Source organism: Paenibacillus sp. FSL H8-0168 (genome assembly GCF_038592955.1).
GTDB classification, from domain to species: Bacteria; Bacillota; Bacilli; order Paenibacillales; family Paenibacillaceae; genus Paenibacillus; species Paenibacillus polymyxa_B.
On the sequence record NZ_CP151948.1, the window covers coordinates 4813705 to 4831146 of the forward strand.

Annotated in this window: 16 protein-coding genes and 1 riboswitch; of the genes, 8 read left to right on the plus strand and 8 right to left on the minus strand. The window is 49.2% G+C overall.

Annotated elements, in window-relative coordinates; all coding sequences use genetic code 11:
* Positions 1–73: 73 nt before the first annotated feature.
* Positions 74–276: riboswitch (Lysine riboswitch) on the plus strand.
* Positions 277–410: 134 nt separating this feature from the next.
* Positions 411–1877 carry an amino acid permease gene (locus tag MHI21_RS21440; RefSeq protein ID WP_069290395.1) on the plus strand — a complete coding sequence of 489 codons (1467 nt, stop codon included), beginning with the start codon at positions 411–413 and terminating at the stop codon, positions 1875–1877.
* A gap of 118 nt (positions 1878–1995) precedes the next feature.
* On the opposite strand, the gene MHI21_RS21445 is transcribed toward MHI21_RS21440, so the two are convergent.
* Positions 1996–3372 (minus strand): MFS transporter, encoded by a 1377-nt coding sequence (locus MHI21_RS21445; protein WP_342418873.1) that lies wholly within the window; start codon positions 3370–3372, stop codon positions 1996–1998.
* A 47-nt stretch (positions 3373–3419) separates the two neighbouring features.
* Positions 3420–4547: a transglutaminase domain-containing protein gene (locus MHI21_RS21450; protein ID WP_165179339.1), complete on the minus strand. Its 1128-nt coding sequence runs from the start codon at positions 4545–4547 to the stop codon at positions 3420–3422.
* Between the two features lie 280 nt (positions 4548–4827).
* On the opposite strand from MHI21_RS21450, the gene MHI21_RS21455 reads away from it, so the two are divergent.
* From MHI21_RS21455 to MHI21_RS21465, 3 genes are read left to right on the plus strand one after another with little or no spacing between them, the layout of a single operon-like run.
* Positions 4828–5073: a FeoA family protein gene (locus tag MHI21_RS21455; protein WP_016820309.1), complete on the plus strand. Its 246-nt coding sequence runs from the start codon at positions 4828–4830 to the stop codon at positions 5071–5073.
* Positions 5064–7073, plus strand: a complete 2010-nt coding sequence (gene feoB / locus MHI21_RS21460) for a ferrous iron transport protein B (protein WP_342418874.1) — start codon at positions 5064–5066, stop codon at positions 7071–7073. Before MHI21_RS21455 ends, feoB begins: the two co-directional genes overlap by 10 nt.
* Before the next feature lie 36 nt (positions 7074–7109).
* Positions 7110–7286: a FeoB-associated Cys-rich membrane protein gene (locus MHI21_RS21465; protein ID WP_342418875.1), complete on the plus strand. Its 177-nt coding sequence runs from the start codon at positions 7110–7112 to the stop codon at positions 7284–7286.
* A 90-nt stretch (positions 7287–7376) separates the two neighbouring features.
* On the opposite strand, the gene xylB is transcribed toward MHI21_RS21465, so the two are convergent.
* On the minus strand, positions 7377–8900 hold the full coding sequence (xylB, locus tag MHI21_RS21470; protein ID WP_342418876.1) for a xylulokinase: 1524 nt from the start codon (positions 8898–8900) through the stop codon (positions 7377–7379).
* Between the two features lie 48 nt (positions 8901–8948).
* Complete coding sequence (gene xylA / locus MHI21_RS21475; protein WP_061828897.1) at positions 8949–10265, minus strand: xylose isomerase; 1317 nt, start codon at positions 10263–10265, stop codon at positions 8949–8951.
* Between the two features lie 134 nt (positions 10266–10399).
* Here xylA and MHI21_RS21480 point away from each other — a divergent pair, with 134 nt between their 5' ends.
* Positions 10400–11572, plus strand: coding sequence for an ROK family transcriptional regulator (locus tag MHI21_RS21480; protein ID WP_342418877.1), 1173 nt, complete (start codon positions 10400–10402; stop codon positions 11570–11572).
* A gap of 180 nt (positions 11573–11752) precedes the next feature.
* Here the strand turns inward: MHI21_RS21480 and MHI21_RS21485 are convergent, their stop codons facing one another.
* A complete protein-coding gene (locus MHI21_RS21485) occupies positions 11753–11983 on the minus strand; it encodes a glutaredoxin family protein (RefSeq protein ID WP_007432162.1) in 231 nt (76 codons plus the stop codon).
* A 58-nt stretch (positions 11984–12041) separates the two neighbouring features.
* Entirely contained in the window at positions 12042–12983 is a 942-nt protein-coding gene (gene trxB / locus MHI21_RS21490) for a thioredoxin-disulfide reductase (protein WP_023990316.1), read from the minus strand.
* A 281-nt stretch (positions 12984–13264) separates the two neighbouring features.
* Between trxB and MHI21_RS21495 the strand changes: the two genes are divergently transcribed.
* On the plus strand, positions 13265–13996 hold the full coding sequence (locus MHI21_RS21495) for a ZIP family metal transporter (RefSeq protein ID WP_316244204.1): 732 nt from the start codon (positions 13265–13267) through the stop codon (positions 13994–13996).
* Between the two features lie 81 nt (positions 13997–14077).
* Here the strand turns inward: MHI21_RS21495 and MHI21_RS21500 are convergent, their stop codons facing one another.
* Both MHI21_RS21500 and MHI21_RS21505 read right to left on the minus strand, forming a co-directional pair.
* Positions 14078–14539, minus strand: a complete 462-nt coding sequence (locus tag MHI21_RS21500; protein WP_341163105.1) for a hypothetical protein — start codon at positions 14537–14539, stop codon at positions 14078–14080.
* Positions 14540–14549: 10 nt separating this feature from the next.
* On the minus strand, positions 14550–15104 hold the full coding sequence (locus tag MHI21_RS21505; protein WP_342418878.1) for an NAD(P)H-dependent oxidoreductase: 555 nt from the start codon (positions 15102–15104) through the stop codon (positions 14550–14552).
* 132 nt (positions 15105–15236) lie between these two features.
* On the opposite strand from MHI21_RS21505, the gene MHI21_RS21510 reads away from it, so the two are divergent.
* A complete protein-coding gene (locus tag MHI21_RS21510) occupies positions 15237–15872 on the plus strand; it encodes an HlyD family efflux transporter periplasmic adaptor subunit (protein WP_103050342.1) in 636 nt (211 codons plus the stop codon).
* Positions 15873–15881: 9 nt separating this feature from the next.
* A complete protein-coding gene (locus MHI21_RS21515) occupies positions 15882–17405 on the plus strand; it encodes a DHA2 family efflux MFS transporter permease subunit (RefSeq protein WP_165179334.1) in 1524 nt (507 codons plus the stop codon).
* Positions 17406–17442: the final 37 nt, after the last annotated feature.

The following is a 17442-nucleotide window of genomic DNA, read 5'->3' on the forward strand; positions in this document are numbered from 1 at the left end:
TGTACAGGTACGATATACTGTAGTTCGCTATACAATAAAATATCATGTCATACACCTCATCAACCCTGTTTTATGATGAGGTAGAGGTCGCGGATGTAATCAGTACACCGGAGGAGACGATAAGAGCCGTCTGAGATTCCAGTGGAAAGGTACACCCGCCGAAGTATGCGGAGCTGACTCTTTGTAAATACTCCGAATGCTGGGGCTGCTAACCGAAAGGAGCAGAACTGTCACACGCTGTCCTAACACAGACACGTGTGTTGAGCTATCTTGTTATAGAAGAAGGTATGGTGCGGAATGCATAGACAAAACCGCAGGCGTATTCCCTGCGGTTTTTTGATTTATATACTCCCCCTCCTTCTGGCTCTTGCCCTGACATGAAATACAATTTCATGAAGGAGTGTTTGAACGTGCAACACAAAGCAACACCTGACGCAACCTTGCGTAAAAGTCTCAAAGCCCGCCATATGACGATGATCGCCCTCGGCGGCTCTATCGGTACGGGCCTGTTCCTCGCCAGTGGAGGCGCGGTTGCCGAAGCTGGACCCGGCGGTGCGCTGCTGGCTTATGCAGCAGTTGGCCTCATGGTCTACTTCCTTATGACCAGCCTCGGTGAGTTGGCTACATTTATGCCTGAATCCGGCTCTTTTAACACCTATGCAGGTCGCTTCGTCGATCCGGCTTTTGGTTTCGCCATGGGCTGGAACTTCTGGTACAACTGGGCGGTGACGATTGCTGCCGAATTAGCAGCAGCGACCGTGCTCATCAAATATTGGTTCCCGGAAAGCCACTCTGCCTGGTGGAGTCTGTTATTCCTAGCCGTAATCTTCGCGTTGAACGCATTGACAGTCAAAGGCTACGGTGAGTCTGAATACTGGTTCGCCATGATTAAAATTGTGACCGTGGTCATCTTTTTGACCGTAGGTGTGCTGATGATCTTCGGCATTATGGGTGGTCCTGCGGTCGGCTTTGCCAACTTCACGGTAGGAGACGCCCCGTTCCATGGCGGATTCTTTGCTGTATTGGGCGTATTCATGGCAGCGGGCTTTTCCTTTCAGGGAACGGAGCTGATTGGGGTAGCCGCTGGAGAGAGCGAAAATCCGCGTGAAAATGTGCCGCGCGCCATCCGTCAAATCTTTTGGCGCATCCTGTTCTTTTATATTCTCGCGATTCTCGTGATTGGATTGATCATTCCATACACCAATCCAAATCTGCTGCGGGGAGATATCAGTGACATCGGGGTCAGCCCATTCACGCTCGTATTTGAAAAAGCAGGGCTTGCGATTGCTGCTTCTGTTATGAACGCCGTTATTTTGACTTCCGTATTGTCGGCAGGTAACTCGGGTATGTACGCGGCAACTCGGGTACTATACGCTTTGGCACGGGAAGGTAAAGCCCCGCGTTTCCTCGGACGTATCAATAGACGCGGCATTCCTATGAACGCGCTGCTGATCACGACCGCTGTCGGTATGCTAGCCTTTCTCGCCTCCCTGTATGGAGACGGTGTAGTCTATAACTGGCTGCTGAATGCTTCTGGAATGTGTGGGTTTATTACGTGGGTCGGGATTGCAGTCAGCCATTATCGTTTCCGCCGTGCCTTTACTGCACAGGGCCACAGTCTGAGTGAGCTTCCATACAAAGCCCGCTGGTTCCCGTTTGGGCCGTTGTTTGCCTTCGCTCTGTGTATCATTGTCATTATCGGGCAAGGGGCGGATGCCTTCACCGGACAGGAGATTGACTGGAAAACGATGATCGCTACGTATATGAGTGTGCCGCTGTTCCTTCTGCTGTGGCTCGGCTACAAATGGATCAAACGTACTAAAATCGTTCCGTTAAAAGAATGTGATTTGAGTCCAGATGCTTCTTCGGATAAATAATAGAAAACAGTAAAAAAAGCCCGTCTCCACATATCAGGGAAAACACGCTGGTAAGCCTGGTCCAAGACCGTTTATCCGCATTTTCACCTGTATATGCCCGGAGACGGGCTTTTTCTGTTTATTTGGAGGAAGGTTCCAATGAAGCTGACAAAGACATGGATAAGGCACGACGACTAAAAACACCGTATATAACAGCAATCAGCGTCAGCACTGCAGAAAACAAGTACAAATTAACGATGCCTAGATGATCTGCAATCCAGCCCATTAACAGGAGCGAAATACAAAAGGTCAAACTTGTCAGTGTGGCCTGGGCAGACAGCACCTTGGGCAAATCTTGTACGGACACACTCATTTGCATCATCGTGCGGCGGGATACGACGGACATTTCCGCAGGTAGTCCCATCAGCAACACGATAAGCAGCGTCAGTGGCGGTAATGTGTTCAGTGCATACCATGCTGTCAGCAGCCCGTAGCCTGCCATCCCCGCCAACATGGCGGGCAGCAGCCTGCGCTGCAAATGCTTGACGCAGGCGAGGACAACGATGCCGCCGCCAATCGCTCCTGCAAAATACGCTGCATTGATGTATCCCCACCATGCCTCGCTCTTGTGCAAAACCTGCTGGGCGAAAGCAAGCGTGAACGCGCCTACCCAAACCGAACCCCCTAGAAGGTCAATCATATCCATAAAAATAAGAGCTTTCAGTCTGCGACTGGCTCCGATAAGGCTCCAGCCTTCACGAAGTATTTCCTTTTTACGTTTGGGAGGTAGTGCGGGGCTCTCTGATTCCGGGCCATACAATGTATCTTCCAACTGTGAAGGGGGCAAGTCATGATGCCCTTGCCCGGGCTCAGTACCAGCTTCGGAAACCGAAACATCTCCACCTCGCACCCTTGTTCCAGGTTGCAGCAAATAATGGGCTTTGCCCTCTAGTGGATCTCGAATCAAGCTGGTGAAGATCATTGCTACCATATAGAGTCCGCCAGCCACTAGCAGTGTTTTTTCCGAGCCTAGCATGGCTACGAGCACCCCACTAAGCCCCCACCCCGCTAATTGCACCGTCTGATCGCTGACCGATACCAGACTGTTTGCCCGCATGAGTCCTTCCCCGGACGCAAGGCGGGGAATCAGCGCATTACGTGCAGGCGTGGTCCAGCCGTCCAGAAAGGACATGGCTGCCACCAACGTAAACACAATCACCCATATCGGCTCCGTACCCGCTGACCACAAGTGGCCCAGCAGAATAGCGAAGAAAACCAGTTGTCCGAACTGAGAAACGAATAAAATAAAAGGAAGCTGGAATCGGGCCAAAATGAGCGGTGCTAAAAAGCCGCTGATCATCTGTGCTCCCATTCGCAGCAACGGAACGAGCACCGAAGAGAAGATGGAGTCCGTTTCATGAAAAACCAGAGACACAAGTGCCATAATGTAAAGAATGTCGGCCGCATTAGACATGGTCTGCGTGCCAAGCAAATAGGTAAAGGAACGCTTGTGCATATAAATAAAATACTCCTTTGTTAATGTAGCTTTTTACAGCAAGATGATCAGGTCCATTTCAGGGTTACACGAAGATTGCCGGTACTTCCTAGATCCGTAATCTGATAGGAAATGGATTTCAAACCGAGTTGATATAAGGATTGTAAATCCTCCTTGAGACTTCGCTCCGTTCCCTGATAGGCAAAGGTAAGTGTCGTCCCTCCCTTATTTACAATCTTACGTACCTGTTCCTTAATGTCGGCAGATGATTTAACCAGACCCTTGCCGTCTTGCAGCGGATATTCGAGGGTATTGTACAGTTTTTGATACACAGCAGCCTTTGATCCTCCGGCAGTTACCAGTGCTGATAAGGTTTCCCGATACGATGTATTCGCTTGAGGATACGGCTTAACCCAGGAGTGATCCCGCCGCATTTCGGTATCCGTCAGCAGATAATATGAAGTGCTTACCTCGTTCGCGCGATCCGGGGTTGGATCATCCCATGTCGTATCCATGTGATACCATCGACCATCTAATAAAACCAGATTCCATGCATGCAGCTGGCCCCCTGCTCTTCCTTCCACAATCCGGTTCGTAATGCCTGCACGTTCCAGCATTTTATAGGCCAGCAGTGAATAACCCTGACAGACCGTGCTTCCCGTTTTCAGGCCATCATAGGCTGTGTACTTTTGCTGTGCTTCATCATACTTCAGGCGAACGACGATCCAATCATGAATGGCCTTTACCTTCTCATGATCCGTCATTCCCTTCGTAATAATATCCCCCAGCACCGCTTTAACTGTGCTATCCACATATGCTGTCTGTTCCTTCGTCTCCCGGTAGCTTAGACGAATCGTAACCTGAGCGGAGGTCGTTGTACCTGTATAGCTGAATGCGTAGCTTTTGATCGTATAATTCACATACGGATCGCTCTCCATGGCCTGTTGGATGGCCGTCTGTAATTGCTGCTTGAGACCGTTCACTCGCCCTTGATATGTAAAGGTCAGCGTTTCACTCCGCGTAGCCATTGCCTGTAAAAGCTTGTTCTGAAGCTGCTGCGATGATACGGATGGAGCCGGCTTAACCGACGTCGCATACACATTGCTGCCCCACTCCACAGCCTGCGGCAGCAACACAGCCAGCGCTGCACCCGCAACCAGACATTTTACAAGCCTAACCCCGATTTTTCTGTTCATACAGAGCGTTCCTGCCCTTCTTAGCATAGTTGTAAACAGCTATATCTTACCATAAAAACAGTTGCCCCAAACGCTCTAGTTTTGTCGGTTGCAGACGAGTAAGGGTGCAGTTCAAGACAGGTTGTGACATCATACTCGGCTATATAACAGATCGGATAATGAGCAGACATGTCGTTCGTAGAGAGTTTTATCACAGCAATCTAGACTTCCTCATGATATGGTACTGGCATCGGAAGTAAATGATATTGATTCTCATTCTAGATCAGAAAGGCTGAGCACCATGCCAGAATGTATCTCACTCCTTCGTACGCCACTGGGTCAGACTGTGCGTTTGCAATCTCTCGCCCCTCTTCATCCCTCATTGCGCCGCCGCTTAACAGACATGGGCATTAACGAAGGTTCCATCATACGGTTAAAAAAAATCAGTTTATTGGGCGGTCCTATTGTCATTGAATGCAACGGCCAGCTGGTCGGCCTTCGCCAAAATCAGGTGAAACAACTGGAGGTTGTTCCAACATGGACATGATCGCTCTATTCGGTAATCCCAACACAGGAAAAACCTCATTATTTAACAAGCTGACTCGTACGTATGCAGAAGTAGGAAACTGGTCCGGCGTCACAGTGGAAAAGAAAACAGGAATCCTGCGTGACAAGTCTGCCGTATTGGTGGATTTGCCGGGCGCCTACTCTTTACTCCCTCTTTCGCTGGATGAAGGTGTCGCAACTCGATATTTGCTGGAAGAACCTCCTACGGCCCTGATCAACATTGTGGATGCCTCCCAGCTCCAGCGTAATCTCTATCTGACCGTACAACTACTGGAGTATGGCCGTCCGCTTGTACTTGGCTTAAACATGACTGACGTAGCCGATGCCACGGGTCTTCGTGTAAACAAGGAATTGTTAGCCGATCAATTGAACGTTCCCATCATTCCTATGGTGGCGCGTACAGGCAGTGGAAGTAAGCAAATGCTCGCTTCTCTTCGGGAGGTAAGACGTACATCCAATGCTTTTCAATTGGACTACGGCCCTACCGTTGAAGCTGCTATTACCGATATTTGCGACTTGCTGCCAAATGCACCTGTGCCGCAACTGCGGTGGGCCGCACTGCAATGTCTGGAAGGCAATCCTGTCGTCATGGAATGGATGACGAATGAGGTACAGCGTGAACAAGTAACTGCACGCATCCACCGTTGCGAGGAAGAACTTCTCGGTGAAGGCCATGCCATCACCCCTGCTCAGCATATTCGTTCTGTACGAACAGCATGGATTGCTGATCTGTGCACCAAGGCACTCGACACCTCCAAACTCAGACCGCACAGCTTGACGGATAGGCTGGATTCACTATTAACTCACCGATATCTGGGGATTCCGATCTTTTTGCTGTTGATGTACGCTACCTTCAAGTTCACCTTCGATTGGGCGGGTACGATCCTTTCAGATATGCTGGATGGATTTTTTTCAGGGACACTCAGCACTTGGATTTCTGAGTTACTCGTTCACTTGAACGCGTCTGCTTTTACGCAAAGTCTAGTCGTAGACGGCATCGTAGCTGGAGTCGGGGGTGTGCTTGTTTTTCTGCCTCAAATTGCTATTTTATTTCTGATAATTTCAGTGATCGAAGACTCTGGTTATATGGCACGGGTCACGATACTCATGGATCGCCTGATGCAAGCCGTTGGCTTGAACGGGAAAAGCTTCATTCCCTTCATTATCGGATTTGGCTGCAATGTCCCTGCGATTATGGCGGCACGCACCATTGAACAGCCCAGAGAACGTCTCATTACCACGTTGCTGGTGCCCTTTATGTCGTGTTCAGCCCGCCTGCCGGTATATGCGTTGTTTGCGGGTGTGTTTTTCCCAACACATGCGGCAAGCATTATCATGCTGATGTATGTGTTAGGAATCATCGTTTCACTTATACTTGCCAAAATTTTTTCCAAAGTATCCATTTTGTCGGGTGAGCCCTCCCTCTTCATCGTGGAACTTCCTCCCTATCGAGTGCCGCAGGCTCTTACACTATTCCGCAGCACATGGGAGAAGGTCAAAGGCTTCGTCCGTAAAGCCGGAACCATTATTCTTGCAGGTTCCGTTGGCATCTGGCTCTTGTCCAATTTCGGTCCGCAGGGCTTCGGGGCAGAAATGAATGACAGCCTGCTTGCCACCGTTGGGGGTTGGTTCGCTCCATTACTGGCCCCTCTCGGTTTTGGCACCTGGCAAGCAGGAGCTTCCCTGCTCACAGGCTTTATGGCCAAGGAAGTTGTCGTATCAACGATGAATATTATTTACCACGTTCCTGATATGCAGGGACTTGAACTACAAGTCAGACAGGCCTTTACACCGCTTGCCTCTTTTAGCTTTATGGTGTTCATTCTGCTGTATGTTCCGTGTCTGGCTACGGTAGCGGTCATTCGTAAAGAAACCCTTTCGTGGCGTTGGACTGCATTTTCTGTGATCTATCCTTTGACCGTCGCATATATCATCGCCGTTTTGATCTATCAATGTGGCAGATTATTAGGTTGGGGTTAAGTCAGGCCCTACAGTAAATAAAAGGAAGTGGATTCCATGATCAATATCATCATTTTATTGGTGATCCTCGGTTATAGCGCGTGGGTGTTGGTACGATTTTTACGAAAAAGCCGTCAAGGCGCCTGTGCGGGGTGTTCGTCGAGCAAGTCATGTCCTGGCTGTGCCGTGAGTTCTATGAATGAAGATCATGCGAAAATCAAGAAAAGTATTTAATTCAAAAACTCATCATTACATGAAAAAAGCGGCTCCGGGGGTTTCTTACACCCGGAGCCGCTTCTTATTTACGCTTAAAGCTCACCGTATTCACCGATATACTGCCAAATGCTCACTTAGCTCTCGCGTGTGCAAGTAAACTTCACGGTACAGCTCGTATAGGCCTTCATACTGTGCCACACGTTCTGGGTTCGGGGAATATCTCGCTGCTTCACGCAGAAAAGCTTCAGCGCACGCTTGCAGAGATTCAAACCAGCCGCTACCATAAGCAGCCAGCATGGCCGCTCCCAAGGCAGGTCCCTGTTCGCTTTCCAGCTTAATGATATCCGCGTTAAAAATATCTGCCTGCATTTGCAGCCATGCCTCATTACGCGCACCGCCGCCGATGGAAATCACTTCATTCACCGTTTTGCCCGTTCCTCTCAGAATATCAATGGATTCCTTGAGCGAAAACGTAATTCCCTCCAGTACTGCCCGTGTAAAATGCGCAAGCTTATGCCCCGCATCCATCCCGATAAAGCTACCTCGAATGGTTGCATCTGGATGAGGTGTACGCTCGCCGACGATATAAGGCGTGAACAGCAGCCCTCGGCTGCCTGGTTCAATAGAGTTCACATCTGCCAACAGTGCATCAAAAGAATGCTCTGGTGCAAAGGTATCCTTGAACCAAGTCAAGCTGTATCCGGCCGCGAGCGTAACCCCCATAATATAATAAGCATCCTGCTCACTATGATTAAAAAAATGCGCCCGCCCCTGCACATCAATATCCTTGCGTTCCTCATAAGAAAGTACAACCCCTGAGGTGCCGATGCTGCACAGGGTGCGGCCTTCGCTCAAAATGCCGGCGCCAATCGCGCCACATGCGTTGTCCGCACCACCTGCAAAGACCTTCGTTTCAGGCGAAAGCCCGCTCTGCTCCGCAATCTCCGGCAACAGTGTACCCGTCTGATCAAAGGATTCCACCAGCGGCGGGAACAGTGACAACGGTAGGTCAAACGCGGCAGCGATCTCTTCGCTCCACTGCTTGTTCGCAATATCCAGCAGCAGCGTGCCCGCCGCATCCGAATACTCCGTCGCCAGCTCTCCTGTCAGACAGTAGCGCACATAATCCTTGGGCAGCATAAAATGTGCCGCACGGGCCAGCACGTCTGGCTCATGCTCCTGCACCCACAGCAGCTTGGGTAGCGTGAAGCCTTCCAGCGCGCGATTACGTGCGATGTTCAGCAGCTCCGATCCGAGCTTTTCTTCAATACGACGGCATTGTGCTGTTGTACGCGTGTCATTCCACAGAATAGCCGGACGAAGCACTTGGCCTTCCTTGTCAGTCAGCACAAGCCCATGCATCTGTCCCGAAAAGCTAATACCGTCTACGGCATCTGTGCCGCCGATTCCGGCCTTCTCCACAAGCTGTTTCAGTGATGCTAACGTGCCACTGACCCAGTCCTCAGGGTGCTGTTCGCTATACCCTGCCTTCGGCTGATGGAGCGGATAAGACTGGGAGGTTTCATAAGCTACCTGCCCCTTACGGTTGACCAGCACCGTTTTGACCGCGCTGGTACCCAAATCTACGCCGATGACATAGCGTTCCTGCTCCTGATTCAGCTTCTCCTGCATTGGAGTTCCTCCTTCCCTGTTATCGTACAGCCCTTATAAGTTCTGATATTAGTCAGCCAAAATGTATTGATTTAATGTTGCTTTCAGATATTCCTGACGACCGGATACGTTTTTACGTGGTGCTTCGTTCGCCAAAGCATATTCAGCCAGAGAAGCAAGCGTTGCTTTTCCGGATACGATGTCTGCTCCAATACCTTCTTTAAAGCTGCTGTAGCGCTTCTCAATAAAGTCTTCAAACACACGATCCTCGATCAGTTTAGCGGCTACCTTCAGTCCCTTCGCATACGTATCCATACCTGCGATGTGCGCAAGGAACAAGTCTTCCGGCTCAAATGATGCTCTGCGCACCTTGGCATCAAAGTTGATACCGCCACGGCCCAAGCCTTCATTTTGCAGCACTTCATACATGGTTAGTGTGGCATCATACAGATCAACCGGGAATTCGTCCGTATCCCAGCCCAGCAGCAAATCTCCCTGATTTGCATCCAGTGATCCCAGCATGCCGTTAATCCGTGCTACACGTACTTCATGATCAAAAGTATGACCCGCCAAAGTTGCATGATTAGCTTCCAGATTAAGCTTGAAATGCTGATCCAGATCATATTTTTGCAGGAAGGCAATCGTCGTCGCGGCATCAAAATCATACTGATGCTTCGTTGGCTCCTTCGGTTTTGGCTCAATCAGGAACTGAGCGTCAAAGCCAATTTCACGCGCATAGTCCACGGCCATATGGAACATACGTCCCAAATTGTCCTGCTCCAGCTTCAAATCCGTGTTCAGCAGTGTTTCATAGCCTTCACGGCCTCCCCAGAAAACATAGTTATCTGCGCCCAGACGTTTGCCAACTTCCAATCCTTTTTTAATCTGAGCAGCTGCGTGGGCGTATACATCTGCATTGCAAGTCGAGGCAGCTCCATGCAAATACCGTGGATGGCTAAACATGTTCGCCGTGTTCCACAGCAGTTTTTTCCCCGTAGCTTTCATATGTTCCTCAATCAGGTCCACGATGGTATCCAGATTGCTGTAAAATTCCTTCAATGACGCACCTTCTGGTGCAATATCCACATCGTGGAAAGCAAAATAAGGTAAATTCAGCTTATCCAGTAGCTCAAAGGCAGCCTCCACACGGGCCTTCGCCAAATCCAACCCGGTAAACTTGGACCATGGACGTTCCGCTGTTTCTACACCAAAAGGATCGGAGCCGCCTGCAACCAGTGTATGCCAATAGGCCATGCTAAAACGCAAATGCTCCTCCATCGTTTTTCCCGCTACAATTTCCTGTGGATTATAAAATTTGAACGCAAAAGGATTGTCGGATTGCTTGCCCTCAAAGTTAATTTTAGATACCTGTTCGAAATAAGCCATTATAAGTTCCTCCTTTATAGTAAACGTTTACAAAAACGATTCTAGCACAGCCAAAAGACTTTGTCTATTGCTTAAACTAAGTTTGTTTTTATGATATAATATCAGGAATTACACCAACAGGAAGTGAATTAACCATGAATGTCACTGGCGATCAGGCGCTTGTCAAAAAGCTAAATAAATCTATTGTGCTGGAGCGTATTCGCCTTCATGCTCCGCTATCCCGGGCACAGTTATCCAGTCAAACTGGATTAAACAAGGCTACCGTTTCCAATCTGGTGGCAGAGCTCATCACCGATGGACTTGTATATGAGACGGGATTAGGGGAATCCAGCGGCGGGCGTAAGCCTTTAATGCTGCTGTTCAACAGCCGTGCAGGCTTTGTACTCGGTATTGAGGTGAGCGTACAGTACATCAAGGGCGCTCTGACTGATCTGGCAGGTACCATTGAAACTGAGCTTACCCTTTCCCTTACTCAGCATGATCCCGCCTTTGTTATGGAACAGATTCGAAAGCTCGTTCAGGAGCTCATGCAGGCCACTCCTCCCTCCCCTCACGGTATTGTCGGCATTGGGCTGGGGGTGCCGGGTATGGTGGATGAAACCGGAACCGTTTTGTTCGCACCCAATCTGGGCTGGGAAGAGGTTCCGCTGCGGCAGCAACTTGAGACCGAGCTAGGTCTGCCCGTCGTAGTGGATAACGAAGCTAACGTCGGCGCACAGGGCGAGTTGTACTATGGGATGGACGGCGATCACCGACAGCAGGTGCGGAATCTGGTCTACATCAGTGCAGGGTCCGGGATCGGGGCCGGGATTATCATTGATGGCAAACCGTATCAAGGAGCTTGGGGGTACGCCGGAGAGACGGGTCATATGACCATTGATTGGAACGGACGACTCTGCTCCTGCGGTAGTCGCGGCTGCTGGGAACTCTATGCTTCAGAGAAGGCGTATGTAGCATCCACATTGAAACTACCTGCACAGAATACAGCGGAATTACTGCCATTTGCTCAGCAAGGTGAAGCAAGTACATTAAGCGTCCTTGATGATATTGGGCGATATTTGGGTGTGGGTATTACCAACATTGTGAACAGCCTCAACCCCGGAATGCTTATCATCGGCGGTCCACTGGCGGAAGCCAGACCTTGGTTGGAGCAAAGCATGCGTGATGTGATTGACGAACGTGCCCTGCCCTATCACCGTCGGCAACTACAGATTCGTTTCTCCACGCTTGGCAGCCGTTCGACGATGCTAGGTGCCGCCTATGCAGCAACAGCTCCTTTTCTGGGGCGAGTACGCGTGTCTTTATAAGAAAAAAAGCGTACGGGAACACTCAGGTTCCTGTACGCCCACTTTTCTCGGAATTTTGCAAAATCCTATAAAAAAGATTAGGGACTATAAAAAGGCCTCCATCGCAGTATGTAACTGCGATGGAGGCCTTATCTATGCCCTATGACGATCCACAGGACCGACAGATGCTGTTAGGTTGGATTAAGCGTTCAATACTTTTTCAAACTTGGTTTTGTTCATACCGGAAATACGTTCTTCTCCGATCAAAGTCAATGGAACGGCACGAATGCCCATATCCCAAACCTCTTGTGCAAAAGCTTCATTGGTTTCAATGTTGCGTTCTTCGTACTCTACGCCTTTTTCACTCAAATAGCTTTTTACTTGACGGCAATGCGGGCAGTTTGTAGATGTGTATACTATTGCTTTTTCCATGAATATCACCTCATCATTTATTTTGTTACAACATATTTATTCATATTTCCAAGGATCATTACAGGGCCAGTGCGCTGTGCTCCAGGCTTTCGATGTACTTCTCGCTGTCCATAGCAGCCATGCAGCCACTACCTGCTGCGGTAATCGCTTGTCTGTAGCGAGTATCCTGTACGTCACCACAAGCGAATACGCCAGGCACGTTTGTTTCGGAAGTACCCGGATTTACGACGATATAACCGTTCGCATCCGTTGTAATTTGTCCCTCAAGGAAGCCCGTATTTGGATGATGACCAATCGCCACGAACACGCCGCTAACTGTAATGATTTCCTCTTCACCTGTTGCATTATTCAGTACTTTCAAGCCAGTGACTCCGTTCTCGTCCGCAATCACTTCTACAGGAGTACGATTAAGCGCCCATTCAATTTTGTTGTTCGCACGAGCACGATCCTGCATAATTTTGGAGGCGCGCATTTCTTCACGACGATGCACCAACGTTACTTTGGAAGCAAAACGAGTCAGGAAATTGGCTTCTTCCAAGGCAGAGTCTCCACCGCCGATGACAACAATTTCTTTGCCACGGAAAAAGAAGCCGTCGCATGTTGCGCAAGTGCTTACGCCACGTCCGATATTATCCTGTTCACCGGGAATACCCAGATATTTGGCAGTCGCCCCTGTGGAAATAATCAGTGTATCAGTAACCAGTTCACCCAAACCTTCTACATCCAATGTAAATGGACGAGCCGTTGTGTCTACCTTGTTTACCCAGCCGGTGCGGAATTCAGCGCCAAAACGCTCCGCTTGCTTACGCATATTATCCATCAAATCGGGTCCCATGATTCCTTCAGGAAAACCCGGGAAATTTTCGACTTCCGTAGTCGTAGTTAACTGTCCGCCTGGCTGTGGTCCTTCGATCACCAGTGGGCTCATGTTAGCGCGTGCCAGATAAATTGCAGCGGTCAAACCGGCAGGGCCGGTACCTATAATAATGGACTTGTACATATCTTGGTTCCTCCTAAAATATCATAAGTATTATATAACGAGTTTTCAGCACCGGGTGCTGGGCAACTGCATATACTCTAAAAGTAATTCCACCAGAAGCTTATCCCAAAATGTGGACACCCGGATATTGCAAAAACGAATCACTTGTTTTGTAGCTTCTTATGACTTAGACTGATTCTAAATCCTAATTTCATTATGCGGAAATAGCTGTAAACAGTCAAATGAAGTTTTCATGAAGCGAAGCTTAAAGATAAATCAGGTATGGAGGGATTATCCCGATTATGAATGACGTTTTTGTAGGTAGCTTTATTTCTGCCCTGTCCACTGGACTCGGCGCCGTGCCCATACTGTTTATGCGCAATATCACGCATCGGCTTCGCGATGTTCTGTTGGCTTATGCCGCAGGAATTATGACCTCTGCATCCGTGTATAACCTCATTCCCGAAGCAATCCAGCATTCCAATTGGTTCGTGCTGACTGCGGGAATCCTGCTCGGCTGTCTCGTATTACTGGTGATGGAAATGTACATTCCCCATGCGGATTTGGAGGACCCAGACTCCAAGACCTTTCAACTGGAGTCCAAATCTTTTCTCATTATCGCAGCTATTACATTGCACAATTTGCCAGAAGGACTCTCTGTTGGGGTCAGCTATGCGAGTGAGACTCACAATCTCGGCAATCTGATCGCCTTCTCTATCGGCCTGCAAAATGCCCCGGAAGGCTTTATCGTAGCACTATTCCTTGTGAATCAAAACATCAGCCGTTTCAAGGCATTGGGCATTGCCACCCTCACTGGAGCCGTGGAAATCATAACGAGTCTGATCGGCTTTTATTTGAGCAGCTGGGTGAACGGACTGGTACCTTACGGGCTTGCTTTTGCCGCCGGAGCCATGATGTTTATCGTCTACAAGGAACTGATTCCCGAGAGTCACGGGGATGGCAACCAGCGGATCGCCACATTCTCTTTTATTCTCGGCTTAATTACGATGATTGGGCTAACCGAATGGCTATAGCCGAGCAACACAAAAAGGCTGCCTTCTGCCTGTAATCCAGACAGATAAGTAGCCTTTTTAGCATGTTCACATGGAGATACCTCATTTTTTTTGGTTCATGGAGCGCAGTGCTTCACGGTACTGCTCGTCCTCACTTTTGTGAGTCTCCTTCTCTCCATTGGATATTTGGGAACGTCTATCCTTTTCTTCGTCCTTTTTGGCAAAACCACGTAAAGCCGCACGATAATCCTGATCTCCGTAAGCATCTTTGATATTCTCGCGATCCTTTTCCACCTTCTTATCCGTCTGGATATCAGGCATATTGCGATGCTCCTCGGCATGGTGTTCTTCGACGTCGAGATTTTTATGCTGCATCTCTCGCGTTTGATCTGTCAATTCACGCACCTCGGGTTCTACCTGCACAGGATAAGGACGTTTGCTTCTTTGCCGTGTATCCTCTTCGGTGGGCCGAGTCTTGGGAGAGGACTTGCGCGTCATCTTCGTATTAAATACCAGCAAAAAAATAAAGGCAACCGCAGCTACTACGATAAAAGCAATGGTCATCGGCGGCCTCCTATTCTCTTTCAGCGCTACGGTACCGTCCCGCTATCTCAGCGACCCGTTTGCCCAAAGAGCGACCTAGTGCAAGATCATCACCCGTTGGAAGATTAGGCGGTCCATTGGGGTCTGTCTCCACCGGACATGTTATCCCTACGCCGTAATAGGAGCCGTATAACGCATTTTCCGTAATATTAGCGGGCAGTCCTACAATAATCATGCCTTGATGAAGCATCGGAGTAATCAAATTTAGAAGCGTGGATTCCAATCCACCATGAACGGTAGCGGTTGTGCAAAACACAGCGCCGATTTTATCCACCAGCTTGCCCTGTGCCCACAGATACCCCAGCTTATCAATCCAGCTTTTCAGACCGCTGCTGATCGTACCAAAATGGCCTGGGCAGCCCCATATAATCGCGTCCACACTTACTAGCTCATTCACATCAGCCTCATTCACATGCTTTAACAACACTTCCGTGTGCTCAAGGTGTGCTCCTTCTGCGATCGATTGAGCGAGACGTTCGGTATGCCCATTTTCACTGTCATATACAATCATGATTCTGGTCGTCATTATGCGCATCATCCTTTGTCAACAAAATCATCCTTTTCGCATGCGCTCTTAACCTTGCCCAAAACCCATCTGAATATTATGAATCATTTGACGCATACTTTGAAAATCCAAGAACTAGGGAGGCATGTAAACATGAATTCACGCGCCATATTAGTCAACCTGCTAGTTATTATCATTATTCTGGCAGGTGGTGGAGCCGCCGCCTATTACTACAATCAATCCGCCAACTACATAAAAACCGATAATGCCCAAGTGAGCGGACAAGCAGTTACCGTTGCCTCTCCAGGCGCGGGCAAGCTCACAGGCTGGAATGCTGAAGTTGGCAAAACCTACACTGCTGGAAGCACACTTGGTAGTGTTGAGGGAGGCGGAAGCCGAATTAGCGTTACGATTCCAACCGATGGTACTATCGTGCAGCAATCTGCGGTCAACAACTCGATTGTTGGGGCGGGCACACCTTTAGCGAAGGCTTTTGATCTAAACAATTTATGGATTACTGCCAATATAGATGAAACGGCTGTACAGGATCTTCAAGTAGGACAGACCGTTGATGTATATATTGATGCTTACCCGGATACGTCCCTGAGCGGTAAACTCGAAAAGATCGGCCTGGCAACCGCATCGACTTTTTCACTACTGCCCACTTCCAATACCACTGCCAACTATACCAAGGTGACGCAGGTCGTACCTGTCAATATTTCCATTCAAGGTTACAAGGGGCTGGGTATTATCCCGGGAATGAGTGCGACCATCAGAGTTCACAAGTAGGAGGCTGTCATGGATCAAAAAATGTCCGTCGGACGTATTCTGTCCGTGCTGCTGCTAGGCGCCTTCATTTCGATTTTGAATCAAACGCTGCTTAACGTGGCCATTCCACACTTGATGAATGATTTCAATGTGTCTGCCACGACCGTTCAATGGCTATCCACCGGATATATGCTAACCAACGGGATTTTGATTCCTATCACCGCTTTTCTGATTGAGTCATTCGGAACACGTGCGCTATTCATCTCCGCGATGGGGTTATTTACTGCGGGATCTGTCGTCTGCGCTGCCAGTACCGGCTTTGCGCCTATGCTGGTTGGACGCGTTATTCAGGCCAGCGGAGCAGGCATTATCATGCCTGTAGTCATGAACGTGTTCCTGACTGTGTTTCCTCCGGAAAAACGGGGCGCCGCCATGGGTACCATGGGGATCGCCATGATGTTTGCCCCGGCGATTGGACCAACTTTATCCGGCTGGATTGTGGAGCATTACAGCTGGCGACTGCTATTTTTACTCGTTATTCCGCTGGCAATCATTGATATTCTGTTTGCCATACGCTGGCTCAAAAATGTATCCAAGCTAACAAAACCGAACTTTGACCTGTTGGGAACCATCTTTTCCACACTGGGCTTTGGCTTCCTGCTGTATGGCTTTAGTTCAGCTGGAGACAAGGGCTGGGATAGCAATACGGTAATACTTACACTCGCTGCCGGGGTTGTGTTTATTGTATTGTTTATCGTGCGCGAGCTGAATATGGTACAGCCGATGCTGGAGTTCCGTGTGTTTAAATATGATATTTTTACTGTATCGACCTTAGTTGGGGCTACCGTCAACATGACGATGTTTGGCGGGATGCTGCTGCTACCGATCTATTTGCAAAATATACGCGGCTTTACACCGCTGCAATCCGGTCTGCTGCTGTTGCCGGGTGCACTGCTGATGGGTGTGATGTCACCGATATCAGGGGCAGTATTTGACCGTATAGGCGCAAGGCCGTTGGCGATCATTGGACTGATTATTACGGCAGTCACGACATGGGAATTCAGTCTGCTGACCGATGCCACCACCTACGGACATATTATGATCATCTATACGATTCGCAGCTTCGGAATGTCATTGCTGATGATGTCCGTCCAGACAGAAGGGTTAAACCAGCTGCCTCCCCATCTCGGCAGCCATGGTACAGCCATGTCCAATACAGTACGGCAAATTGCCGGGTCTATCGGTACCGCTTGGCTCATAACTGTAATGAGTAGCCGGACCACGATTCATGTAGCGGATTATGCGAATGTCGCTACCACCGCCAATGTTCCTTTAACCGAAGGGGTAGCACAGTTGGGACAAACCCTCGCGCAAACAGCGAGCATTTCAACAGAAAGTGGTTCATCGTTGGCGCTACAACAGGTGTACCGAAGTGCCGTTACAGAATCAACGATCCATGGCATTAATGATGCCTTCATCATTGCTACAGGGATTGCACTAGCGGGGCTATTGTTTTCCTTGTTCTTGCGACGGTCTACGCCGCGCCGAAGATAGACGTACAGCGTTGGCGAACAAGAGGTATAAGATGAAC